This window comes from Bizionia gelidisalsuginis (genome assembly GCF_008086185.1).
Lineage (GTDB): Bacteria > Bacteroidota > Bacteroidia > Flavobacteriales > Flavobacteriaceae > Bizionia > Bizionia saleffrena.
The window spans coordinates 106,347-132,448 of sequence record NZ_VSKN01000009.1 but is presented as its reverse complement, the minus strand read 5'-3'; the positions used below and the strand labels follow the sequence as shown (position 1 = coordinate 132,448).

The window sequence follows — 26,102 nt, the reverse complement described above, 5'->3', positions numbered from 1 at the left end:
TAAATTAGTAGGACCACATATCTAATTCAAAATTTCTAATTTTCTCTTTTATTCTTTTAGACTCTAATAACTGCATTAAAGCATTCTCTGCAACGTACTCGTCTATTGTTCTATCTCCATATACATTTTCTTCTTTATAAATCACTCCACTAAAACGTCTAGCGTTTAAGATATGATCGAAAGAAAACGGTACGGCACTATTTTTTGTATTAAACGATTTTGCTTCGTGTAAAACATTTCTAGCATCGGGAAAGAAAACCCAAAATAATGGATTTGGTAATTTATTCGATTCATCGTTAGAGTCAATAAAGTTAACATCTGGTGCTGCCGGAGCAATACCTAAAAGCCTATACTTTAATTCTCCTTGACGTTTATCGAAATACCAAAGCCCTTTTATTAAGTAAGCACTCACATCAAAAGAAGAAATTTTACGAGTTGTAATATACTCAGGATCTACATAACCATCGGCATTAAACTGGTCGTACCCTATTTCTAGCGTATCCACTTTAGTCGTAATGTCTTTAAGTTCTTTTTGCGTACGTAAACCGGTGAAATAAGAATCGTTATATACTTTTTCAATTTTCCCTTGGGCAATAGCCTTTATTAAAACATCGTAAAGTGATCTTCTGTTGCTACCAATATTATTGGTATCTACAGGGTAATATAACGGAAAATTTACACGTTCGTCTAGTACTACTTTTTCCCAAGTCATTTTAGCGAACATAATATCTCTATCGTCAACGTACCCGTAATCTAACGGCTTGTCGTTATCTAGCGCTTTTTGTTCTTCAGTTCTTACTCCAATTTCATCTGGATCTTTGGCATTTAATATGTTAGCCTGAGCAAAAGCTCCTGAAGACAAACACATACCCAAAATAACTGTTAATAAAGATTTATAATTCATTCTAAAAATAATTTAATTGTTTTTAATTACAAAGTTGCTTGATTAGTTAGATAACTCTATAATAATTGGTGCTGCTGGTTTTATTTTTGGACCATTAGATCGTGATCTAATTTCAAAAATCTGAATATCAGCTCCTCTTTTTGCTTTTCTTAACGCCGCTTTTGCTTGACCGCTAAGTTTGTTTCCTGAAACCGTTACACTTGGTTGCCCAGGTACTTTCATTTTAAATCCAGTCACTGTTAAAGGTAAATCGAAATCAAAGTCTTCTAAGACTGCTCCAATTGTACCAATTTCAACGTTGTTTCTAGGTAATTTGAAAGATCCAGACTTTCCAGCTAACTGACCAGAAGGTGTTGGGATATCTTTAATTCTAAAGGTCTTCTTATCTGACGCTTTAGAACCATCATCAAGAGTTGCGCTTACATTAATAGTAACCTCTCTTCCTGAAGTTGGAACCATTGTATAAGCTCCAGCCTTAGATGATTTCTTTAAACCTGATCCACTCGCAGATACTTTATTATCTGGAACACCGGCGAAAGAAATCGTCATTGGGTTAGCAACACCACGGTATACAACATTCATTTTATCTGCAGAAATAGTTGCAGAGTTTGGACGTGGAACTACCACGTAATTTGCTTTAATAGGAATTTCTAAAGGCTTACCATCTTCTAAAAAAGTAAATTTACCTTCAATTTCATGAGCACCAACATTACCAACATTAAAGTCTAGTTTAGCAGCTCCCGTAGAGTCTATTGCGTTCGCAATGTCTACCTCACTACCTTGAACAACTAGTTTAGAAGGTGTTACGTTAGCGTACTTTCCTATTACTACTCTCCCTGAAAATTTTTCACCTGCAAAAAATGCAGATTTATCAGCCAATACAATAGCTTGGTATTTATTAAGAGATACTGCGGCATCTAATGTGTTACCTAAGAAAAGGTTAAACATATTTGCTTCGGTTACTTTAACATCATTTTGCATTGCTGTTAGTTTCGTGTAAGAAGCAATTGCTGGGTACCCTTTGTAATGGTGATCTAACCATTCAATTTGTTTACCATCAGCGTTTTTTTCTGGTTCAATACTAAAACGTCTGTTAAAGCTTTCTATCGCTTTTTTGTATTTCACATCTGTACCTAAAATAGCTAAGATCTCTTTTTTATACTTTTCGATCTCTGCAATTACGGCTTCACCCTCTTTTGTTAAACGATCTCCTGTAAACCATTTTTCATCTAGGATATCTGTTTTATCCATAGATTCGAAAGGTAATTGACCGGTTTTAGGATCTATTTCATAATCTCCCGCTTTTATTAAGTCCTGCTTTAATCCTCCAATATATCTGAAAAATTTATCTGAAACAATACTTACTTGTTTTGCTTTAGTTGCCGGTACTGCAAAATCTTCTGGTTTCTCTTCTGCTTTAGTTTCTAAATTCTCTAATAGTGCGCTGTTTTTTTCTGTAGTAGCCTCGTTAGACTCTACAAACTTTGCTTCCATTAAACCAAATGCCGATAATACTTCTTTTGACATATTCATTGCTATCATTGCGATAAATACCAAATACATCAAGTTAATCATTTTCTGTCTTGCGGACTGTTTTCCTCCTGCCATGTCTAATTAGTTTGTTTTGTTAATAATTAAGTGTACTAATTACTAATTAGTTTTTATTCATTGCAGATAACATACCACCATAAACACCATTTAAAGATGAAAGGTTTGATGCTAACGATTGCATTTGCTCTTTTAATTTAGAAGCATTTTCTACAGTTTCTTCATTAATAGAAGCTTGGCGGCTTGCGCTATCCATTTGTACTTTATAAAGACTGTTTAAAGATTCTAATTGAGCTGCAGCTAATGACATTTGCTCACCGTATTTTTTAGTTGATGCCATAGAATCTACTGTTGGAGCAATTCCTTTTGCAGCGCCTTCAAAGTTTTTAATGCTGTTTCCTAAACTCGCCATTAATTCACCATCAATTTTAGCTTCTTTTAATAAGTTATCTAATTTTTTAGATAAAAGTCCGTCTGCTTCTTTAGGGTCTTCATTTTTTGATTGTTTCTTTAAAGATCCTTCTCCTCCAGCTAATTCTGGATACACTTTAGACCAATCTAAATCTCCTGATTGCTTTTCGAAAGCTGAAAGCGTAAATACGATAGCTTCAACAACCATACCTATTGTTAAGATAAGTGATCCATAAGGCCAGTGTTGGATTTTAAATAATGCTCCAAGAATTACAATTGCAGCTCCAAGCCCGTAGACCATGTTCATTGTTGAAAGTTTTCCTTTTTGTGCCATAATTTCTAAGTGTTTTAATTTTTAGTAGTTAAGTTAATTTATTAATAGTTAAGTAGGTATTTTAAATTATCGTCTAGAGTTAGCTGTAACTTCAGTTCCCATATAATCTTGAACGGTTCTGAAACCAATATAACTTCTTGATGAGTCTGCATATTCATAATCTCTTGAACTTACTTGTAAAAAGTAGGCCACATCTTTCCAAGAACCACCTCTAACCACTTTACGTTGGTTATTTTTATCGTTGACACTTGGGTTAATAGTAGATACAAATTCGTAAGATCCTGGATCGTAAGATGCATTTACCCATTCTGAAACGTTACCAGCCATATTATAAAGGTTAAAATCGTTTGGCTCGTAGGCATCTGCTTCTACAGTATATAATGCTTGATCTGCTGCGTAATCACCGCGTAATGGTTTAAAGTTAGCCATAAAACAACCTCTATCGTTTTTGGCATACGGCCCACCCCAAGGAAATGTTGCTGCTTGCAAACCACCTCTTGCTGCATACTCCCACTCTGCCTCAGATGGCAAACGATAAGAGTTTACAAAAGCTTTCTTTTTCTCCTTTCTATATGAGTTATGCTTTAAGGTTCTCCATTGGCAAAATGCTTTGGCCTGTTTCCAAGTTATTCCTACTACTGGATACTCACTGTAAGCATCGTGCCAGAAATAATCATTGTGCATTGGTTCGTTATAAGAGTAAGCAAAATCTCTAATCCAAGCTGTTGTATCTGGATAGATAGCTACTTCTTCTTTCATTATAACGTCTTTACGTCGTAAGTTTCTGTTTTTAGCCGCTTTTTGAATATCCATATACGTGTACTGAAACTTAAACTTCGTTACATCCCACGTTCTTTGTCCGTTATAAGACTCTTCTATAGGAAGGTACATTGTATCCATAACTTCAGCATAAAACTCATCTGGATATTCGGCGGTGTCAAAAACCAAATCAATGTCTTTGTTTAATTTTTTGCCTTCGTAACCTGTTTCTCCCAAACCGCTATAGTTATCGAACATATACTTTTCGTAGACACTCATATCCTCTTCATTAGCGCCTTTAAAAGCAAACTGGCCAATTCCTGGGCTTGTTGGGTCTGTTTCACCAACCTCATCAGCCAAAATAGCCAACTTTGTTCTAATTGTCGAGTCGCGAACCCATTCTACAAACTGGCGGTACTCACTATTCGTGATTTCCGTTTCGTCCATGTAAAAAGCTCTTACTGTAACTGTTTTTGCCGGAGCATCCTGAATACCAGCCAAATCATCATCGGCCTTACCCATAATAAATGCACCACCTGGTACCAATGTCATACCATAAGGTTTTTCTGGATGCCATTTTTTTCCTTTTACACCAACTAGCTGACCCTTGTCTTTAGAACCACAACTTGCTAAAAGTGTCAAAACTGCCGTTATTAGTAGAAATTTCTTCATATTTATTGATACCTATAAGGTTAATTAATTGCTCTTATTTTTTTCAAGAGCGTAAACATATTTATATAATATTTAAAAAACAACTTTTTTAGCATAAAAACGACATTTTATCGTGTTAAAACACCATTAATCGATTAAGAAAATGTTAAAAAAGAATAACATTCGGTTTACGAATACACGCTGTTTTTTTGAAATGCTTTGTACCATCTATCTGGTATTAGGTTGTTACACGCGTCCAAATAATCTTGATGTGTACAAGGTAATAACGTGTGCTTTTTTAATTTATTATTAACATTTGCTAAAAAAGGAATTTCAATCCACCAGCGTCCAGATTTAATACTTTTGTAGAAAACAAGCTCGTGCGCGTCTGCTAATGTAATATATTTCTGGTGATTAGTTCCAGTTATAAAGTCATCATCTTTAACACGATAGTTAAATCCTTCTATGAAATACCAGACCATTTGGGCGATTAAAAGTTCGGTCATTTCATCGTCGTAAGACGCTTTATAATCAAAAATCCCAAATGTTGACACCTTATTGCTGATACCTGCATAGCGAGAAACAGCACAAATTTCTTTGCCGTCTAATCCGTTTGGAGACAGCCGTTGTTTTAAACTCACTTCTGAAGCTTTTAAGACCCCTAAATCCACGCTCACAATATTTGCATCGCGCATTACAGGTTCTACAATAGTTATATCGTTAGAAACCTCCCCTAAGCGATAAGCTTCAAAATACAAACGCTCTATTAAATCTATTTCTTCTTGAGAATTAAAATACGTTTGATATCCAATGGTGGCGTAGTTAAATAAATTATACGGTTCGTCTAAAATTATTTTACCAATAAAACTATTGCTTTTAATTGGTTTCGCTGAATCGCCTAAATCGAATTTAGCATCCACATTAACGATATTCACCATAGGCATTAATTCGTCGTAAGCCCGATATAACGGATAAGTTAAATCTTGACTTCCGCCAATGACAATAGGAATTATTTTTTTCTCAATTAATATAGAGACTGTCGTTTTTAAAGCAAAGTATGTATCCTCTACACTTTCGCCACGTTGTATATCGCCTAAATCGGCAATGGTAACAGTCCAGCTTCCAGGGTATAACGCGTAGAATGCTTTACGGATTTCGTTAAAATCGTGATCTTCGCCAATATAATCGACACTATTTCGGTTTTCTAAAACACCAATAAGCGCAACAGAGACTCCAGTTAAATCTGGAATACCGTGTTGCGCTGAGTGTATTCTTAATTTCCGCCCTAGTGCTTGCATGGATAATAGCTCGTTATGAGCGAGCACTGAATCTGATACAGGTGAAAGGAAACTAAAATTCATTTATTTATTTTTTTGTAGTGGTTTTCGTTGCGGTTGTTTTTTTAGTTGCCGCTTTTTTGGTGGTCGTTTTCTTTGCTGCCGGTTTCTTAGCAGCCGGTTTCTTAGCTGCTGGCTTTTTCTTAGCCGCTTTTTTCTTAGGCGCGTTTTTTTCGATGATACCTTGTACCTCTTCCAAAGTTAACGCCGGCGCATCAGTTGTTTTAGGCAATTCTATCTTTACTTTACCCTGAAGGATATTAAAACGTCCCCAACGCGCCTTCTCTACGCGAATACCTTCATCTTCCCAATTATGAATAACCTTATCAATTTCCTTTTGAATTTTGGTTTCGATCAATTCCACTATTTCCTCATCGGATAAATTATCCCAATCGTATTTTTTGTTCACGTTAATAAACATATCATTCCATTTAATAAATGGTCCGAAACGCCCTTTTCCTTTTTGCACCGGTAAATCCTTATACATATATATAGGAGCGTCTGCTTTTTCCTTTTCCTTAATAAGCTCAATAGCACCGTCATATTCCATACTTAACGGATCCGTACCACGAGGTAACGATACAAAAGCGTCACCGAACTTAACATATGGCCCATAACGGCCATTATTAACCTCTACGGGCTCTCCTTTATAATCACCTAACGTTTTTGGCAACTGGAATAAATCCATCGCTTCCTCAAACGTTATAGTATTTAATTGCTGGTCCGGACTTAAACTAGCGTAGGTTGGTTTTTCTTCGTCATCTACCGTTCCCTTTTGCACCATTGGTCCGAATTTCCCTAAACGCACACTTACGCGTTTACCCGAAGTTGGATCTTCACCTAATATACGTTCTCCAGATTCTCTATCGGCATTTTCTTGAACGTCGATAACCTTAGGGTGGAAATCTTTATAAAAAGACTTCATTACCTCTTTCCAATCGGCTTTACCGTCGGCAATATCATCAAACTGATTTTCTACATTTGCGGTGAAGCTGTAATCTAAAATCGTTTCGAAATGATTCACTAAGAAATCGGTAACAATCATACCAATATCTGTTGGTACTAATTTTCCTTTATCCGAACCTACTTTTTCGGTAAGCGCATTATCTTTTACTTTATGTGCTTTTAAAACCAATTGTGTGTAATTACGTTCTACACCGTCAATTGTTCCTTTTTCTACGTAATTTCTATTTTGGATGGTAGAAATAGTTGGCGCATAAGTAGACGGACGACCAATACCTAATTCTTCTAACTTCTTAACTAAAGATGCTTCAGTGTAGCGGTAGGGCGCTCGAGAATAACGCTCGGTTGCCGTGATATAATTATTGAGTAAGGTTTCGTTTACCTTCATTGCCGGTAACATTCCTTCTTGCTCGGTATCTTCATCATCGGTACCTTCTAAGTACACCTTTAAAAATCCATCAAAAGTAATAACCTCTCCATTTGCTGTAAAGGTTTCGTTATGTGCTGCAGCTTCAATTTTAACATTGGTACGCTCCAATTGTGCTTCACTCATTTGTGAAGCAATAGCACGTTTCCAAATTAAATCGTATAAACGCGCTTGATCGCGTTCTAAACTAACCGAATGTGTTTCGAAACTTGTTGGTCTAATGGCCTCGTGCGCTTCTTGTGCGCCTTTAACTTTACCTTTATAATTACGTGTTTTACTGTATTCTTTTCCGTAGGCTTTTATAATTTCTTTTTCGGCACCTTTTCGTGCTTCATCAGATAAGTTTACACTATCGGTTCTCATATAAGTTATCAAACCGGCTTCGTATAAACGTTGTGCCATATTCATCGTTTTACTTACTGAGAAGTATAATTTTCGCGATGCTTCTTGTTGTAAGGTCGACGTGGTAAACGGTGCTGCTGGCGATTTTTTAGCGGGCTTCTTTTCTAAGTTAACCACCTTAAAAGTAGTATTTGCATTTTTTTCTAAAAACGCGACTGCTTCTTCTTTGGTTTGAATCGATTTTGGCAGTTTCGCCTTAAACGATTGTCCTTCTTCGTTAGAAAACTCAGCATCGATACGGTACGACGCTTCCGCTTTAAATCCTTGAATTTCGCGCTCACGTTCTACAATTAAACGCACAGAAACCGATTGTACACGACCCGCAGACAACCCTCCTTTTACTTTTCGCCACAATACCGGCGACAACTCATACCCTACAATTCTATCTAATACACGACGTGCTTGTTGTGCATCGACTAGATCATAATCTATTTGTCTAGGATTCTCTACTGCTTTTTGAATAGCAGTCTTAGTAATTTCATGAAAAACGATGCGTTTTGTTTTGGCTTTATCCAAATTTAAAGACTCGGCTAAATGCCAAGCTATGGCCTCACCCTCGCGATCCTCATCACTTGCTAGCCAAACCATTTCAGCTTTCTTTGCTAAATCTTTCAGCTTTTTAACTACCGCTTTTTTATCGACAGACACTTCATATCTTGGCTCAAAATCGCCTTCTACATCTACCCCTAATTCCTTTGAAGGTAAATCGGAAATATGTCCATAACTCGATTCAACTTTAAAATCTTTACCCAAAAACTTTTCTATTGTTTTTGCCTTTGCAGGGGACTCTACTATTACTAAATTCTTCGCCATTCTTCGTGTTTTGTGGTTACAAATGTATATCAAAAAAAATACATCCACCTAATTTTTATCCTATTTAAGAATAGAACCGCTCTATTAAACACAATAATTATTAGGTCTATATTTTATAAAAATAACCTTTAGGGTGTTTCCGTTTCCACTCCATTACAATAAAAACCAACCCCATATTCCGCACTTTTTCCCACTATACTAGCCACCCGAGAATCGATGGTATAATTCTAAATATAACAGCACAAAAATTCTCTATTCTAAGACTATTATCTTTATTATATGTGAATTTAAAAAACCTAATAGCACAAAAATTTAACTTTTATGAGGGAAAAATAATAACACTGTCACTTTGTCACCACCGTTTAATAAACCTATATTTGCAAACAGGTTGAATTTGAGTATTTTTAATACATACTTATGGAAAAAATAATAGACGAAACAAAACAAGGAGAAACTCTTGTTTTACAAGATAAAGAACAAAACACTAAAAAACTTTTTATTGAAAGCTATGGCTGCGCTATGAATTTTAGCGATAGCGAGATTGTGGCTTCAATATTAACTAAAGAAGGTTACAACACGACGCAAAACCTTGAAGAAGCCGATTTAGTTTTAGTAAACACCTGCTCGATTAGAAACAAAGCCGAGCAAACCGTTAGAAAACGTTTAGAAAAGTATAATGCTGTAAAACGTATTAACCCAAAAATGAAAGTGGGTGTTTTAGGCTGTATGGCCGAGCGTTTAAAAAGCAAATTTTTAGAAGAAGAGAAAATTGTAGACCTTGTTGTTGGCCCCGATGCTTACAAAGATTTACCAAATTTACTTGCCGAGGTTGAAGAGGGCCGCGATGCCATCAATGTTGTACTATCTAAGGATGAAACTTACGGCGATATTTCCCCTGTGCGTTTAAATACAAACGGCGTCAGTGCCTTAGTATCTATTACTCGCGGTTGCGATAATATGTGTACCTTTTGTGTGGTACCATTTACAAGGGGTAGAGAACGTAGTAGAGCACCACAAAGTATTATTGAAGAAGTCAATGATTTATGGAATAAAGGCTACAAAGAAATTACTCTTCTAGGCCAAAACGTAGATAGCTACCTCTGGTATGGTGGCGGTTTAAAAAAAGATTTCGTTAAAGCTACAGATATGCAAAAAGCAACGGCCGTAGATTTCTCTAAGTTATTGTCTATCTGTGCGGAAACACAGCCTACAATGCGTATTCGCTTTTCGACGTCTAACCCGCAAGATATGTCGCTAGATGTTATTAAAACAATGGCAAAATATGACAATGTTTGTAACCACATTCACTTACCCGTACAAAGCGGAAGCGATCGTATTCTAAAAGAAATGAATCGCTTACACACTAGAGAAGAGTATTTTACTTTAATAGATAATATTAGATCTATTATTCCAGATTGCGCCATCTCTCAAGATATGATTGCTGGTTTTCCAACGGAAACTGAGAAAGATCATCAAGATACCTTGTCCTTATTAGACTATGTAAAATATAATTTTGGTTATATGTATACGTATTCAGAAAGACCGGGAACACTAGCCGAACGTAAATTGGAAGACGATGTGCCGGAAGCTACAAAAAGCAGACGATTAAGTGAGATTATAGAACTTCAGCTTAAACACAGCGAATTTAGAACGCGCGAAAACTTAGGAAAAACGGTTGAAGTTTTAATAGAACGCGAATCTAAAAAATCGAAAGACCATTGGTCGGGTCGTACCGAAAAAAATATCGTGGCTGTTTTTCCGAAAGGAACCTACAATGTTGGCGATTTCGTAAACGTAACTATAACAGATTGTACCAAAGCAACACTTAAAGGTGACGCTATTGGACGTTCTAAAAAACAATAAACTATGAAAAAAATTCTATTCCTTTTAAGCTTTTCTATTGCCTTTACAAGTTGCAATAACGAGCCCTTAGATCCTGATTTTGCAATTGGTACCGAAGACCCAACAATTCCGGTAGACCCTGGTACGGGAAGCGACGATTTAACGTTGGCAACCTATTCGTATAATGTCGCTGCACAGGTGCCATTATTCGGCACCATTAATACGGACTCCAACTTTACATTTACCAACGGAAAAGCGTCAGGAATTACTACCGTGACAACATTTTTTGGAGTGACATCTACCACGCAAACCACTATTATTACAAATGCTTTGGGAAATGTTACCGCGTTGCAATCGTATGAAGGTTCAACTTTAACTAACGAAACCATTATAACTTACGACGGGCAAAACATCTCTCAAATAGTGTATAATTTTATTGAAGATGATGCCGACGATTACACCTATACTTTTACTTACAATGGAAACATTGTAACCAGAACAGATGCTGATAACGGATTAACGACAACGTTTGAATTTGACGGTAACACGAACTTGATTAGAAAGGAAACGTTTGAAGATAGTTTAAGTATTCAAGCAGAAACACTAACCTATACCACTGGTGGTAATTGCGCTGAGTCTATTATGACTGGAGAAACAAACACCACGTCTACTTACGCTTACGACACAGCAACCAACCCGTTAAAACAAGGGTTTATTAATCAATATATGCTTAGCTTTTTAAACGACGATTACGACGCGCAAGCCGGGAGTATTGTCGCACAATTTCATGGCGCGAATAATTGGATTGCAACGACAACAGCAGAAGGGACTTTCGAGTTTACAATAAACTACATAGCAACAGATAGAATTTCAACTAAAAACAGTTTTTACGATTTAGGCGAAGACACCACAGTAACCCAATCTGAGGTTTTTAATTACATTAATTAGTATTATTTTTATTTAATTATGGAATCTATACAAGCAACAAAACAACGTTTTGGTATTATTGGTAACAGTCCTGTTTTAAACCGAGCTATAGAAAAAGCGATACAGGTAGCGCCAACAGACATTTCGGTTTTAGTAACTGGAGAAAGTGGTGTAGGAAAAGAAAGCATTCCTAAAATAATCCATTCTTTATCTCACCGTAAACACGGTAAATATATTGCCGTAAACTGTGGTGCAATTCCTGAAGGCACCATAGATAGTGAGCTCTTTGGTCACGAAAAAGGCGCTTTTACGGGCGCTTCTCAAGCACGATCTGGTTATTTTGAAGTTGCCGATGGTGGAACTATTTTTCTAGATGAAGTTGGAGAATTACCATTAACAACACAAGTACGATTATTACGTGTACTAGAAAATGGCGAATTTATAAAAGTAGGCTCTAGTAAGGTTCAACAAACTAATGTCCGTATTGTAGCTGCTACAAACGTGCAAATGTTTGAAGCCATAAAGAATGGAAAATTTAGAGAAGACCTTTATTATAGGTTAAGTACTATCGATATTCACTTGCCGCCACTTCGCGATAGGCAAGAAGATATTCATTTATTGTTTAGAAAATTTGCCAGCGATTTTGCCTTAAAATATAAAATGCCCACCATTAAGCTAACTGACGAAGCGGTCACTATATTGCTTAAATTTAGATGGAGTGGAAATATTAGACAGTTGCGAAATATTGCCGAGCAAATTTCTGTCTTAGAGCAAAAAAGACTTATTACTGCCGAGTCTTTGCGATCCTATTTACCAAGCGCGACCGCGAATCTACCAGCCGTTGTAAAAAACACAAAATCTGAAAGCGATTTTAGTAGTGAACGCGAAATTCTCTACAAAGTTTTATTTGATATGAAAGCCGATTTAAATGATTTAAAAAAGCTAACTATGGAACTTATGAAGTCTGGAAACAACAAAGATGTTCAGAAAACAAATGAAGGACTTATAGATAAAATTTATGGTACGGAAGAGGAAGATACAGAAGATTACGAAGACGCTTTAGAAGATTTACAAATTCTGGCAATTCCGCAAAAACAAAAAGAAGACGATCAAGAAATTACTCCCGACAAATATCATTTTGCTGAAGAAATAGAGGAAGAAGAGACACTTTCGCTACACGATAAAGAATTAGAATTAATTAAAAAATCGTTAGAACGCCATCATGGAAAACGTAAACTCGCAGCAGACGAACTCGGCATTAGCGAACGCACCTTATATCGTAAAATAAAACAATTCGATTTATAATTCGTTATTATATTTTAACTTACACCGCACTAATAATTAGGTTTTAAATTGTTATGAAACACGTAAAACATTTTCTCATTTTAACAGTAACTATAACGGTTTTAAGTTGTGGCGCTTACTCCTTTACAGGTGCCGATACTGGCGATGCTGAAACCTACCAAGTTAATTATTTTCAGAATAATGCCGTATTAATAGAACCTGGTTTAGATAGAGATTTCACTAATACTTTAGCAGATTTAATTCAAAATCAAACCAACTTAAGCCTAGTATCGTCAAATGGTGATTTAGTTTACGAAGGTGAAATTACCGAATATCGCATATCGCCAACGACGGCAACCGCCAATAATACCGCCGCACAAAACCGATTAACAATTAGTGTAAATGTGCGTTTTTACAATAAAAATAAAGAAGATGACTATTTTGAAAGAGCATTCTCCTTTTATAAAGACTATGAGGGTAGCGCTCAGTTAGTAGGTAGCACAAAAACAACCGCTTTCGAAGAAATATTTGAACGTATAACACAAGACATTTTTAATGCATCTTTAGCGAACTGGTAAGTAAAATGAACACATCTGAGTTTACATATTTATTACAACACCTCACGCAGGTTAACGCCTCACAAACCGAAGCGTTAAAGACTATTATTAATACGTTTCCATATTTTCAATCGGCGCGTGCTTTATATTTAAAAGGACTTAAAAACGTTGAAAGCTTTAAATACAATCATGTTTTAAAAGCAACCGCCGCCTATACTACCGACCGTAGTATCCTGTTCGATTTTATCACCTCTGAAACATTTGAGCAAAACAAAACATCAGAATTTATAAAACACCATAAGCTAGATAGTAGCGATCTATTTGTTACTACCGACGCCGCCGCCGCTGCTAAAGCTATAAGTGCTAAAGGATTTTCAGAAGGCGACTTTCAGCAAGAAATCACCAATACCACAAATACGCTAGACGCTAATTTCTTTCAACCCAAAACGGCCGATAATGAAAAAGGAGACACCGAAAAGCCTAAAATAATAGAAAGCGAGAGCAACGATACGACGCGCAACGATACACCTCGAGAAGAAGGCGCTGATGCAGTAATTAGAAAAACTTCAGTTACCGAAGAAACAGCTACTACTGTTACCGAAAACGTTTTAAACATTGGGCAACCTCTTCAGTTTAATAAAAACGAAACACATTCCTTTAACGAGTGGCTAAGCCTATCTAAATTCAAACCAATTGAAAGAGAAATTACTAAAAAAACTATAGAAAACAGCCCTAAAAAGGCTAAAAAAACACCGCTATTTTTAAATAAAAATGCAGAAACTTCGGACGCGCTAGACAAGGCCAAGAAATTTGATTTAATCGAGCAATTTATCGCTAAAAAACCTAAGCTAAAAGCGCCAACTGCGGGGAGTTCTCACCAGAATATAGCCCAAGCACAAATGATCCAACCAGAAGCATTAATGACGGAAACTTTGGCAAGAATTTATGTCGAACAAGGCAATTTTAAAAAAGCAATTCAATCTTATAATATTTTAATTTTGAAATATCCAGAAAAAAGTGGTTTCTTTGCAGACCAAATTAAGGCAATAAAACAATTACAAGAACAAAATAATAAACAATAATGGGAGTATTTACAATTTTCTTAATACTTATAGTCTTAGTAGCTTTTCTACTAGTCGTAGTAATAATGGTACAAAATCCTAAAGGAGGAGGGTTGTCTTCTTCGTTTGGAGGAGGTGGAACACAGCAATTAGGTGGTGTTAAAAAGACAACCGATTTCTTAGATAAAAGTACTTGGACCCTTGCAACCATCTTAATCGTATTAATTTTATTATCTAACGTGGCAATTAATCGCGGTGGTACAACTACAGAATCTAGAGCTTTAGATACTTCTGAAGTTATTGAAACTGTACCAATGACACCAATTAACGATACTGCAACTCCAGCAACTACCGAAGAAACATCAACAACGACAGAAGATTCAGAATAGAACACTTCTCTCTCTATACTATTACAAAATGCCAACTTCTTTAAGTTGGCATTTTTTGTTTCTGAAAGTTTGTCAGTTACCTTCTATTGGCACATTTTTCGCTTGATTAGTTATACACAAATTTAATCTAATTAATAAAAAATATAACAATGAGTAAAATAAACATCAAGCCGCTTGCAGACCGCGTTTTAATAAAACCCTTACCTGCAGAGACTAAAACAGCTTCCGGATTATTTATTCCAGACAGTGCTCAAGAAAAACAACACGAAGGAACCGTTATAGCTGTAGGAAATGGCAAAAAAGATGAACCTTTAACAGTTAAAGTTGGAGACACCGTGCTCTACGGAAAATATTCTGGCTCTGAACTTAAATTAGAAGGTAGCGAATACCTTATAATGAGAGAAGAAGATATTATGGCAATAATCTAAACCCGATTGTTCCTAAACACACAATAAATTACTAATATTTTAAATATGATTAGCCGCATTCTAGTATACGGCATGCGCTTTTTATATGAATTATAAAAAAAACAAAACATGGCAAAAGATATAAAATTTGATATTGAAGCTCGCGACGGATTAAAACGTGGTGTAGATGCACTAGCAAACGCAGTAAAAGTTACATTAGGACCTAAAGGAAGAAACGTTATTATTGGTCGTTCATTTGGCGCTCCAGTAGTTACTAAAGATGGTGTTTCGGTTGCGAAAGAAATCGAACTTAATGATCCTTTAGAGAATATGGGTGCTCAAATGGTTAAAGAAGTCGCTTCTAAAACCAACGATTTAGCAGGAGACGGTACAACCACCGCTACTGTTTTAGCGCAAAGCATTGTAAAAGAAGGGTTACGTAATGTGGCTGCCGGTGCTAATCCAATGGATTTAAAAAGAGGAATTGACAAAGCAGTTGCTGCTATTGTTGCAGACCTTGCAAAACAAAGCCAAGAGGTTAAAAATTCTTCAGAAAAAATTAAACAAGTCGCTTCAATTTCGGCCAACAACGACGAATTAATTGGTGATTTAATCGCTAATGCTTTCGCAAAAGTTGGAAAAGAAGGCGTTATCACTGTTGAAGAGGCAAAAGGAACAGATACTTACGTAGATATCGTTGAAGGAATGCAGTTTGACAGAGGCTATTTATCTCCCTATTTCGTTACCGATAGTGAAAAAATGATTACCGATTTAGAAAATCCATACATTTTAATTTACGATAAAAAAGTATCTACTATGAAGGATTTACTACCGGTTTTAGAACCCGTAGCACAATCTGGAAAACCATTATTAATTATCGCAGAAGATGTTGATGGTGAAGCATTAGCTACATTAGTAGTCAATAAATTACGTGGCTCACTAAAAATTGCTGCTGTTAAAGCACCAGGCTTTGGAGACCGTCGTAAAGCTATGCTAGAAGACATTGCTATTTTAACTGGGGGAACTGTAATTTCTGAAGAAAGAGGCTTTACGCTAGAAAATGCCACTTTAGAGATGTTGGGTACGGCCGAGCGTATTACTCTAGACAAAGACAATACTACAATTATTAATGGTGCCGGAGAAAAAGACATGATTAAAAATCGTGTAAACCAAATTAAATCTCAAATCGAATCTACAACTAGCGATTACGACAAAGAAAAGCTACAAGAACGTTTAGCTAAATTAGCTGGTGGTGTTGCTGTATTGTATGTTGGCGCTGCTTCTGAAGTAGAAATGAAAGAGAAAAAAGATAGAGTTGACGATGCTTTACACTCTACTCGGGCTGCTGTTGAAGAAGGTATTGTTGCCGGTGGTGGTGTTGCCCTTGTAAGAGCTAAAACTGTTTTAGCAAACTTAAAAACAGATAATTTAGACGAAACTACAGGTGTTCAAATTATTGCTCGTGCTATTGAGGCTCCTTTAAGAACTATCGTTGAAAATGCTGGTGGTGAAGGAAGCGTAGTAGCTGCTAAAGTAATGGAAGGTAAAGACGACTTTGGTTACGATGCTAAATCTGAGCAATATGTGTATATGTTTGAAGCAGGAATTATCGATCCTAAAAAAGTAACACGTGTCGCATTAGAAAATGCAGCGTCTGTTGCCGGAATGATTTTAACAACAGAATGTGCTCTTGTTGATATCAAAGAGGATGCTCCAGCAGCTGGCGGCGGAATGCCAATGGGTGGTGGTATGCCAGGAATGATGTAATATCAAAACCTGTATAACTACAAAAAACGCTTCAATAGCTATTGAAGCGTTTTTTTTATGCCATTATGTAATCTATTTTAGGTTTGTAAATGCACTCGGTTATTTCAACAAAAATGAGTTCTAAAAGTAACTCTCGATTACGTCTGTAGTATTTTAACTTCTACATCTTTTTTTTATAATAATAAAATGCTGGTAATAGCAACAACAACAGCAGTGGTTGTATTAAAAAACGACGGATATTAAAAAATACATAATAATCTTCTTGTCTTGGATGAATTACAAAGTATAAGAACAATGAAATCAGTAGTACATAGGAGGCCATAAAAATGAGTACAGAAAACTTAACGATACTTTTATCCTTAAAAAACACATATAGAATCGTTAGCGATATAATGGCGTTCATTACGTATCGTAACGTTGCAAAAGCTGTTAGTTTAAATATTTCGCGTCGCGGAGAATCAATGTATAAATAATTATTATCAAAAAAGGCGAGATACGGATCGTAAAATAATTCGTTTTCAAAGAAGCGTATAAGTGCCAATAATGAAAAAAGTATAAAGAGTAGAATGTATTTTTTATAATTCATCAGATGTTTTTTGATAGTCTTCTTTATTACGTTTTCTTATATTCGAAAAGCGATTTACCCAAAGCATCCATAATAAAAAGACAATGCCATAAATAAGAGCTGGAAAAACAACGCTATGTAAAAAATCACTATGTTCTGGATAGCGGTATAAACCAATAGATAAAATAACGATGCGTACTAAATTAACCAAATACACCACTAAAGCACCAACGAACAAATATGTTATAGTGGTTTTAACTGTTCCTGAAAAGGCAACCACAAACGACACAAACAAGATAATAACACTCACCGAATTACAACCTTCAATAATACGTGCTACGTACTGATTGTTAATAACAAGTTGTATGGACGCTTCATTAGGATGCGGCAAAGCGACTGTGTTATACCCTAAACCATTTAGCAACCCCTTGATTTGCTCTGCCACTTGATAGGTTAAATAATCTGGATAATAGGGTGAACCTTCAGAGAAATCTAAATACAATTTGTAAGAAAAAGACAGAACGAAATACACCATCAAAAATGTAAGGATAAATTGTAATACAGACTTATATTTTAGCAGAAGTGCTTTCACTTAAATTATTAAAAACAGATTATTATTTATGTGTTTTGAAAGGTTGAAATTAAGCCTTTTTAAATACTTTTACCAAAATTTTTATACTTATCATGTTCAGCACCTTAAAACCACAAGTAGACACTATTATTTCTCAGCAAAACACGGCTTTAAATGACAAATTATTAGCCATTTGCCAACTTCTAGAAACGACTATCCCACATTATAATTGGGTTGGTTTTTATTTTAAAAACGGAGACAAAAACGAATTAAAACTAGGCCCATACGTTGGGGAGCCGACAGACCACGACATTATTCCTTTTGGAAAAGGTATTTGCGGACAAGTCGCTATAAGTAATAAAAATTTTGTTGTGGCCGATGTTGCCGCTCAAGATAATTATATTGCCTGTAGTATTACTGTAAAGGCCGAAATTGTCATTCCTATTTTTGTACATGGCGAAAATATGGGACAAATTGATATCGATTCGAACACGCCAGACCCTTTTACCGAAGCCGATGAGCGCTTTTTAGAGTTTGTTTGCGCTAAAGTATCTGCGTTATTAGAAGCCTAATCGCGCTTGTTAATAACTACAGTATTTAGTTCAAAAACACTTTTTATTTTTATTTCAATTAAAGCGCGAATTCATTACATTTGACCGCTTATTAACACAACTATAATGAGCAATAACAAAACAATTAAATCTGCATTAATTTCTGTATTTAGCAAAGAGGGTTTAGAACCAATTGTTAAAAAATTAAATGCACAAGGTGTCACTATTTATTCTACTGGTGGAACCGAAAAATTCATCACCGATTTAGGCATAAAAGTCATTCCTGTAGAAGACGTTACCTCGTACCCGTCCATACTTGGTGGTCGTGTAAAAACATTGCACCCTAAAGTATTTGGAGGTATTTTAAACCGCCAAAACCACCAAGGTGATGTTAAAGAAATGACTGAATACGACATTCCACAAATAGATGTTGTTATTGTAGATTTATATCCATTTGAAAAAACAGTAGCTTCGGGTGCAAGTACTCAAGATAGTATCGAAAAAATCGATATTGGAGGGATTTCTTTAATTCGTGCGGCTGCTAAAAACTATGCTGATGTAATTTGTGTCTCTTCAGTAAATGATTATGCTGAGTTTTTAGAATTAATTACCGATAAAAAAGGAAACTTAGCGGAAGCAGACCGAAAACGTTTTGCTGCTAAAGCATTCAACATCTCGTCTCATTACGATTCTGCAATCTTCAATTATTTTAATACCGAGGAAAACATCCCTGCATTAAAAGTATCTGAAACAGAAGGAAAAGTATTGCGTTATGGAGAAAACCCACACCAACGCGGATTTTTCTATGGAGATTTCGACGCTATGTTTTCACAACTTCACGGTAAAGAATTAAGTTACAATAACCTTTTGGATGTTGATGCTGCTGTAAATTTAATGGACGAGTTTAAAAACGACGCGCCAACATTTGCCATTTTAAAACATAATAATGCGTGTGGTTTAGCGCAACGTAACACCCTTTTAGAAGCATATAACGATGCCTTAGCTGGCGACCCTGTTTCTGCATTTGGTGGTGTGTTAATTTCTAATACCGAAATAGACGCAGCAACTGCTAAAGAAATTCATAAACTATTCTGCGAAGTGGTTATTGCACCGTCTTTCTCTACTGACGCTGAAGCGTTATTAAAAGGAAAAAAGAATAGAATTTTATTAGTTTTAAAAGACGCTAAATTAGCACAAACAACCCTAAGAACGTGTTTAAACGGTGTGCTAGTTCAAGACAGAAATACTATTACCGATACAAAAGAAGACACTAAAAAAGCTACAGAAAAAGCACCAACTGATACTGAGTTAGACGATTTAATCTTTGCCTCTAAAATTTGCAAACACACAAAGTCTAACACCATCGTTTTAGTAAAAGGCAAACAATTGTGTGCTAGCGGAACGGGACAAACAAGCCGTGTTGACGCCTTAAACCAAGCCATTCATAAAGCGCAATCTTTTAAATTTGATTTAAACGGAAGTGTAATGGCCAGCGATGCTTTTTTTCCATTTCCAGATTGTGTTGAAATTGCTAAAAATGCAGGTGTAACTGCGGTGATTCAACCCGGAGGTTCTATTAAAGATCAATTAAGTATCGATTACTGTAACGGCAATAACGTTTCTATGGTTTTTACCGGAACACGTCACTTTAAACACTAAGAAATATAATAAACGCTCTCGAGCTAAAGTCATAGCCGCAGTAAAGTCAAGACCGAGGTATTGCAAGAAACTAGGCCTTTTTAATCTTGATTCTTTGCAAAACTTAATTATTTTGAATACTAAGCCCAAGGCTAAGCTTCGGGGAGTACTAGATATTAAAGAAACAAAAAAGCTTCAATTTATACATTGGAGCTTTTTTTATGTTTTCAAATGAAATAAAATAACAAAAAAACGAGTCATTTTTTTAGAATCCTTTTCATATTAAAAATTTATATAAAGAAGTATAACTAATAAAGTACATTATTTTCTATACTTTTACTACTTTTACATTCTCGTAAATTCGAGACCGATACTAACTTCAATAATTACACACAAGGCATGGGATTTTTTGATTTCCTAACAGAAGAAATTGCTATTGATTTAGGAACTGCAAACACGTTAATTATACACAACGATAAGGTTGTTGTAGATGCACCGTCTATTGTTGCGCGCGATCGCATTTCTGGAAAAATAATTGCAGTTGGCCAAGAAGCCAATCTGATGCAAGGTAAAACACACGAAAACATAAAAACAATAAGGCCTCTAAAAGATGGTGTTATTGCAGATTTTGATGCTTCGGAGCAAATGATCAGTATGTTTATTAAAAATATTCCGGCACTTAAAAAGAAGTTATTTACACCGGCTTTACGTATGGTAATTTGTATTCCTTCTGGAATTACAGAAGTAGAAATGCGTGCAGTAAAAGAAAGCGCCGAACGTGTTAACGGTAAAGAAGTGTATTTAATACACGAACCTATGGCCGCTGCAATAGGTATTGGCGTAGATATTATGCAACCTAAAGGAAATATGATTGTTGATATTGGTGGAGGAACTACCGAAATCGCTGTTATTGCTTTAGGCGGTATTGTTTGTGACAAATCTGTTAAAATTGCAGGTGATGTGTTTACAAACGATATTATTTATTATATGAGAACGCAACACAACCTTTATGTTGGAGAGCGTACTGCTGAAAAAATAAAAATACAAATTGGTGCTGCCACTGAAGATTTAGATCTTCCGCCAGAAGACATGAGCGTTCAAGGCCGTGATTTACTAACCGGAAAACCAAAGCAGGTTCAAATTTCTTACCGAGAAATAGCTAAAGCTTTAGACAAATCTATTCTTAGAATTGAAGATGCCGTAATGGAAACCTTATCGCAAACACCTCCAGAATTAGCTGCCGATATCTACAACACTGGTATTTATTTAGCCGGTGGTGGTAGTATGCTTCGTGGTCTAGACAAACGTTTATCGCAAAAAACAGATCTTCCGGTTTACATTGCCGAAGATCCGTTAAGAGCTGTCGTTCGTGGTACAGGTATTACCTTAAAAAATCTAGCTAAATTTAAAAGTATATTGATAAAATAAACCTAAACATTTAAATGCAACAAATAGTAAACTTTATACTTAGAAACAAATCGTTTCTACTGTTTCTATTTCTATTTCTAGTGTCTTTGGGTTTTACTATTCAATCGCATTCTTTTCACAAGAGCAAATTTGTTAATTCTGCCAATTTTATAACTGGTGGCGTTTATAATTTATCCAATAATTTTAGCGACTATTTTGGGCTTAAAAAACAAAATATTTTGCTACAAGAAGAGAATAATACTTTAAAATCTTTATTGTATAATTCTAAAGACCAAAGAGACTCCGTTTTTATAGATAGCACGCGATTTAATAAAACCTACCGATTTATTTCTGGACAAGTGATTAGAAATAGCTACTCTAAAACCAATAACGTTGTTTTAATTAATAAAGGGGAAGCGGATAGCTTAGAGCAAGATTTAGGAGTAATTACCTCTAAAGGTATCTTAGGTATTGTAGAAAAAACTAGCGCACATAACGCTACGGTTTTATCTGTATTAAATACAACGACGCGCATTAGTGCACAGCTAAAAAAGACCAATCATTTCGGAACCATTTCTTGGAATGCCAAGTCACCAAAATATATTCAGCTAACAGAAATACCGCAAATTGCGCCGGTTGTTGTTGGAGATACCATAATAACTTCTGGGCGTTCGGTGATTTTCCCAAAAGGCGTTCCGGTGGGAACAATAGCAAAATTTAATCTGGATGCTGCCGAAAATTATTATGAAATAACCGTGGAGTTATTTAATGATATGACAAATTTAGAACACGTTTATATTATACAAAACACAAATAAAAACACCCTAAAAACCCTTTTAAACAACAGAAATGACTAGTATACTATCTGTAAACACCGTCCGTTTTGTTGTTTTGCTATTCTTACAAGTTTTAGTATTAAGCAATATTAATTTCTTAGGATATATTAATCCGCATCTCTATATCTTATTCATTTTGTTATTCCCCGTGAAAAACAACCGAATGACGTTTCTCTTTTTAAGTTTTCTTTTAGGTTTAAGTATCGATATGTTCTTAGACACTGGCGGCATTAATGCTGGAGCTTCTGTAGCTATTGCATACATTAGACCAGTAGCTTTAAAGTTTAGCTTTGGGACGCTTTACGACCATCAGTCTATAAAATTTAGCACCACAGAGTTAAGTCAAAGAATTACCTATATTTCTATTCTTACCATAATTCATCATTTTATATTCTTTTCTTTGGAAATATTTAACTTTTCCAAGATAATTTTAATACTAGAAAATACGTTATACTCGAGTATATTCACTACACTCCTCTGTGTTTTAATAACTATAATTTTTAGTAGAAAGAAAAAGAAATGAGACAATTTTTACTTTTTATATCCGTAGTCATTGTTGGTTTGCTTTTTACTGCCAGATTATTTTACCTTCAAGTGTACTCTTCAGACGGCTATAGTTTGTTTGACGATAACGCCATTAGAAAAGTCTACAACTACCCGAAACGTGGTTTTGTATACGATAGAAATGGCAAATTACTAGTGGCCAACCAACCCTCTTATGATGTAATGGTCATTCCTCGCGAAGTAAAACCTTTAGACACTTTAGAGTTTTGCCAATTACTTAAAATAGACAATGAGCAGTTTAAAAAACGACTAGATAAAGCTAAAAACTACTCGTACCGTCTACCCTCTGTTTTTGTATCACAATTATCTAAAGAGGACTACGCCATTTTACAAGAAAAAATGCGTAAGTATGAAGGGTTTTATATTCAGAGACGATCGCTACGACAATACGAAACTACTATTGGAGCCAATGTTTTAGGCGATATTGGCGAGGTAAACTATGCGATAATAGACGATGATCCTTATTATAAAATGGGTGATTTAATTGGGAAGCAAGGTGTAGAATCTTCTTATGAAACTGTGTTAAGAGGAAAAAAAGGAATTCAATTTATTCAGAAAGACCGTTTCAATAGAAATATTGGCCCCTATAAAAACGGAACGCACGACACGATACCCGAACCGGGAAAAGATATAAAAATAACTATCGATGCCAAGTTACAAGCCTACGGCGAACTCTTAATGCAAAATAAACGCGGTGGTATTATTGCTCTCGAGCCCCAAACTGGTGAGATTTTGGCAATGATCTCTGCCCCCACTTACGACCCCAATGCTCTAGTAGGCCGTAAGCGCTCTAAAAATTTTACTAAATTATATTACGACACGATAGCAAAACCATTATTCAATCGAAGTTTACAAGGGGTTTACGAGCCTGGCTCTCCTTTTAAATTGTTAACAGGAATAATTGCATTGCAGGAAGCGGTCATTGATCCTTCAGAAAAAATAACATGTTATCGCGGTTATAAATACGGTAATCGTTTTATGAAATGTCATTGTGTTTCTGGAACGCGCCACGATATGGTGAGTGCTATTGAAAACTCATGCAATGCCTATTTTGCGTCTACCTACCGCCGTATTTTAGATAAAAACGGAGATGCATCAACAGGTATCGATCGTTGGAGTACGCATCTTAAAAGTTTTGGACTGGGCAGTTATTTAAATAACGATTTAAGTGTTGGCCAACCTGGACGTATACCCGATAGAGAATACTACAGCAAAATCTACCCCAACACGTTTTATTCCACCTATACCATTTCCAACGCTATTGGTCAAGGAGAAGTGGCAACAACCCCTATACAGTTAGCTAATGTAGTGGCTGCAATTGCCAATAGGGGTCATTATTTTACACCTCATATTATAAAATCGATAACTAAAGATACTATTCCTGATAAATACAGCACACCAAACTACACTACAATCGATAAAAAACACTTCGACCCTATAGTTGAAGGGATGTATCAAGTGTATAAGAAGGGTACAGCGAGTTATTTAAAGGTTGATGGCATAGATATTTGTGGAAAAACAGGTACTGTAGAAAATTTTACGACTATTGATGGTGTACGCACACAACTTACAGACCACTCTATTTTTGTGGCTTTTGCGCCCAAAGACGACCCGAAAATCGCCATTGCTGTTTTTGTAGAAAACGGATACTGGGGAAGTCGTTTTGCAGGTAAAATTGCCAGTTTAATGATAGAAAAATTTATAAAAGGCACCATTTCAAGAACCGATTTAGAACAGTGGTTATTAACTCATAGTTTAGAAAACGAGTATGCAAAACCGCAATCTGGCGAAGCTTTTGGTATCAATAGACAAACACAGCTTCAAGTGGTTCCAGTAGATAAAGAAGCACTTACAATTTACGAAGACAACAACGAGAAGTTATAATCCATGTTAAGAGAAACCGACAGACATTTTAAATTTGATTGGATTACAATAATTCTGTTTTTCTTATTAGTGGGTTTTGGGTGGCTAAATATTTTATCGGCGTCACATACTGGCACCACTTTAGAGTATTTCAATTTTCAAGATCCTTATAGTAAGCAACTTGTTTTTATACTGCTATCCGTAGTTTTAATTATTGTAACTCTGTCTATAGATGCTAAATTTTATGAACGCTTTTCGAGTGTCATTTATATCATCGCCTTACTGTCGCTAGTGGGTGTTTTAATCTTCGGAAAAACCATCAATGGTTCGACATCGTGGTACAGTTTAGGGATTATGACCTTTCAACCAGGTGAGTTTGCCAAAGCAGCCACTGGTTTGGCAGTCGCCAAGTATATCAGTGATTTACATACAGACATTAAACATTTTAAAGATCAAATTAGAGTGTTTGCCATTATTGCGATACCAGCGATTTTAATTTTGCTTCAAAATGATACCGGCAGTACGTTAGTATACGCCTCATTTTTCTTTGTTTTGTATCGCGAGGGTCTACCTAAAGTGTATTTAATTATTGCGATGCTTGTAATTATTATTGGTATGTTAACCCTGAAATTCGGTATTTTAATTACGGCAATAATAGCTATCATTTCTGTTTTAGTATACTACTTTACGCGACGTAAAAAACCAGCGATACTACAGCCTATATTTATAGTTGTCGTATCGATCTTGTTTTCATTTGTTGTACGTTATGCTTATAATAATATTATACCCTTTCATCAAAAAGATAGAATTAGTATTTGGCTGCGTTTAGAAAAAGATCCTGCCGAGTTATTAAAAATGCGTCAAACAGTGGCCTATAACCTCAACGAATCTGAAAAAGCAATTAGCTCTGGCGGTTTTTATGGAAAAGGCTTTTTAGAAGGTACACGAACTACGGGTAAGTTTGTCCCCGAACAGCACACCGATTATATTTTTAGTACCGTTGGTGAAGAATGGGGTTTTATTGGCACCTTTGGGGTCGTGCTCGTCTTTGTTTTATTAATTATACGCATTTTACACCTCTCTGAGCTACAGAAATCACAATTTAGTCGCGTTTACGGCTATTCTGTCGCGTCTATATTCTTTATTCACTTTATGATTAATATTGGAATGGTTATGGGCTTAATACCTACCATTGGTATTCCTCTACCCTTATTTAGTTATGGAGGTTCTGGACTTTGGGGTTTTACCATTTTACTCTTTATTTTCGTTAAATTAGACTCCAATAGAATAAACGAGTGGTAAAATAAAAGCCTAAAAAAACCTC

General features: G+C 35.7%; 23 protein-coding genes. 15 read left to right on the top strand and 8 right to left on the bottom strand.

All coding sequences use genetic code 11. The features are described 5' to 3' along the window. Positions 1-4: 4 nt before the first annotated feature. The 6 genes from porN to topA all read right to left on the bottom strand — a co-directional run bounded on the left by porN (position 5) and on the right by topA (position 8,549). A complete protein-coding gene (gene porN, locus ES677_RS08755; RefSeq protein ID WP_148368313.1) occupies positions 5-904 on the bottom strand; it encodes a type IX secretion system ring subunit PorN/GldN in 900 nt (299 codons plus the stop codon). Positions 905-946: 42 nt separating this feature from the next. Next, entirely contained in the window at positions 947-2,512 is a 1,566-nt protein-coding gene (gene porM / locus ES677_RS08750; protein ID WP_148381033.1) for a type IX secretion system motor protein PorM/GldM, read from the bottom strand. 46 nt (positions 2,513-2,558) lie between these two features. Next, entirely contained in the window at positions 2,559-3,197 is a 639-nt protein-coding gene (gene porL, locus ES677_RS08745; protein ID WP_148368315.1) for a type IX secretion system motor protein PorL/GldL, read from the bottom strand. 66 nt (positions 3,198-3,263) lie between these two features. Then, a complete protein-coding gene (gene porK, locus ES677_RS08740) occupies positions 3,264-4,628 on the bottom strand; it encodes a T9SS ring complex lipoprotein PorK/GldK (RefSeq protein WP_148368316.1) in 1,365 nt (454 codons plus the stop codon). Between the two features lie 167 nt (positions 4,629-4,795). Beyond that, on the bottom strand, positions 4,796-5,968 hold the full coding sequence (locus tag ES677_RS08735; RefSeq protein ID WP_148381032.1) for a formimidoylglutamase: 1,173 nt from the start codon (positions 5,966-5,968) through the stop codon (positions 4,796-4,798). Positions 5,969-5,972: 4 nt separating this feature from the next. Beyond that, positions 5,973-8,549, bottom strand: a complete 2,577-nt coding sequence (gene topA / locus ES677_RS08730; RefSeq protein ID WP_148381031.1) for a type I DNA topoisomerase — start codon at positions 8,547-8,549, stop codon at positions 5,973-5,975. A gap of 417 nt (positions 8,550-8,966) precedes the next feature. Here topA and miaB point away from each other — a divergent pair, with 417 nt between their 5' ends. The 8 genes from miaB to groL all read left to right on the top strand — a co-directional run bounded on the left by miaB (position 8,967) and on the right by groL (position 16,783). Continuing rightward, the gene (gene miaB / locus ES677_RS08725) at positions 8,967-10,412 is read left to right on the top strand and encodes a tRNA (N6-isopentenyl adenosine(37)-C2)-methylthiotransferase MiaB (RefSeq protein ID WP_148368319.1); all 1,446 of its coding nucleotides are present in this window, start codon (positions 8,967-8,969) and stop codon (positions 10,410-10,412) included. Between the two features lie 3 nt (positions 10,413-10,415). Further along, positions 10,416-11,339: a hypothetical protein gene (locus ES677_RS08720; RefSeq protein ID WP_148368320.1), complete on the top strand. Its 924-nt coding sequence runs from the start codon at positions 10,416-10,418 to the stop codon at positions 11,337-11,339. A gap of 18 nt (positions 11,340-11,357) precedes the next feature. Beyond that, positions 11,358-12,623 carry a sigma-54 interaction domain-containing protein gene (locus ES677_RS08715; RefSeq protein ID WP_148368321.1) on the top strand — a complete coding sequence of 422 codons (1,266 nt, stop codon included), beginning with the start codon at positions 11,358-11,360 and terminating at the stop codon, positions 12,621-12,623. Positions 12,624-12,676: 53 nt separating this feature from the next. Continuing rightward, positions 12,677-13,180: an LPS assembly lipoprotein LptE gene (lptE, locus tag ES677_RS08710; RefSeq protein ID WP_148368322.1), complete on the top strand. Its 504-nt coding sequence runs from the start codon at positions 12,677-12,679 to the stop codon at positions 13,178-13,180. 5 nt (positions 13,181-13,185) lie between these two features. Next, on the top strand, positions 13,186-14,241 hold the full coding sequence (locus tag ES677_RS08705; RefSeq protein ID WP_148381030.1) for a tetratricopeptide repeat protein: 1,056 nt from the start codon (positions 13,186-13,188) through the stop codon (positions 14,239-14,241). Next, the gene (gene secG / locus ES677_RS08700; protein WP_148368324.1) at positions 14,241-14,609 is read left to right on the top strand and encodes a preprotein translocase subunit SecG; all 369 of its coding nucleotides are present in this window, start codon (positions 14,241-14,243) and stop codon (positions 14,607-14,609) included. Before ES677_RS08705 ends, secG begins: the two co-directional genes overlap by 1 nt. Positions 14,610-14,758: 149 nt before the next feature. Further along, positions 14,759-15,037, top strand: coding sequence for a co-chaperone GroES (locus ES677_RS08695; protein WP_148368325.1), 279 nt, complete (start codon positions 14,759-14,761; stop codon positions 15,035-15,037). A 108-nt stretch (positions 15,038-15,145) separates the two neighbouring features. Further along, positions 15,146-16,783 carry a chaperonin GroEL gene (groL, locus tag ES677_RS08690; protein WP_148368326.1) on the top strand — a complete coding sequence of 546 codons (1,638 nt, stop codon included), beginning with the start codon at positions 15,146-15,148 and terminating at the stop codon, positions 16,781-16,783. A gap of 160 nt (positions 16,784-16,943) precedes the next feature. On the opposite strand, the gene ES677_RS08685 is transcribed toward groL, so the two are convergent. Together ES677_RS08685 and xrtF are read right to left on the bottom strand one after the other, a co-directional pair. Next, positions 16,944-17,369, bottom strand: coding sequence for an exosortase F system-associated membrane protein (locus ES677_RS08685; RefSeq protein WP_148381029.1), 426 nt, complete (start codon positions 17,367-17,369; stop codon positions 16,944-16,946). After that, a complete protein-coding gene (xrtF, locus tag ES677_RS08680; protein WP_148381028.1) occupies positions 17,359-17,940 on the bottom strand; it encodes an exosortase family protein XrtF in 582 nt (193 codons plus the stop codon). The genes ES677_RS08685 and xrtF overlap by 11 nt, the downstream gene beginning before the upstream one ends. 92 nt (positions 17,941-18,032) lie before the next feature. On the opposite strand from xrtF, the gene ES677_RS08675 reads away from it, so the two are divergent. From ES677_RS08675 to rodA, 7 genes are all read left to right on the top strand, one after another. After that, the gene (locus ES677_RS08675; RefSeq protein WP_148381027.1) at positions 18,033-18,491 is read left to right on the top strand and encodes a GAF domain-containing protein; all 459 of its coding nucleotides are present in this window, start codon (positions 18,033-18,035) and stop codon (positions 18,489-18,491) included. Positions 18,492-18,596: 105 nt separating this feature from the next. Beyond that, a complete protein-coding gene (purH, locus tag ES677_RS08670; RefSeq protein ID WP_148381026.1) occupies positions 18,597-20,129 on the top strand; it encodes a bifunctional phosphoribosylaminoimidazolecarboxamide formyltransferase/IMP cyclohydrolase in 1,533 nt (510 codons plus the stop codon). Between the two features lie 378 nt (positions 20,130-20,507). After that, the gene (locus ES677_RS08665) at positions 20,508-21,536 is read left to right on the top strand and encodes a rod shape-determining protein (protein WP_148368331.1); all 1,029 of its coding nucleotides are present in this window, start codon (positions 20,508-20,510) and stop codon (positions 21,534-21,536) included. A 14-nt stretch (positions 21,537-21,550) separates the two neighbouring features. Further along, entirely contained in the window at positions 21,551-22,372 is an 822-nt protein-coding gene (gene mreC, locus ES677_RS08660) for a rod shape-determining protein MreC (protein WP_148381025.1), read from the top strand. Beyond that, positions 22,365-22,874 carry a rod shape-determining protein MreD gene (locus tag ES677_RS08655; protein WP_148381024.1) on the top strand — a complete coding sequence of 170 codons (510 nt, stop codon included), beginning with the start codon at positions 22,365-22,367 and terminating at the stop codon, positions 22,872-22,874. The genes mreC and ES677_RS08655 overlap by 8 nt, the downstream gene beginning before the upstream one ends. Continuing rightward, entirely contained in the window at positions 22,871-24,799 is a 1,929-nt protein-coding gene (mrdA, locus tag ES677_RS08650) for a penicillin-binding protein 2 (RefSeq protein WP_148381023.1), read from the top strand. Before ES677_RS08655 ends, mrdA begins: the two co-directional genes overlap by 4 nt. A gap of 3 nt (positions 24,800-24,802) precedes the next feature. Continuing rightward, on the top strand, positions 24,803-26,080 hold the full coding sequence (rodA, locus tag ES677_RS08645) for a rod shape-determining protein RodA (RefSeq protein WP_148381022.1): 1,278 nt from the start codon (positions 24,803-24,805) through the stop codon (positions 26,078-26,080). Positions 26,081-26,102 lie beyond the last annotated feature (22 nt).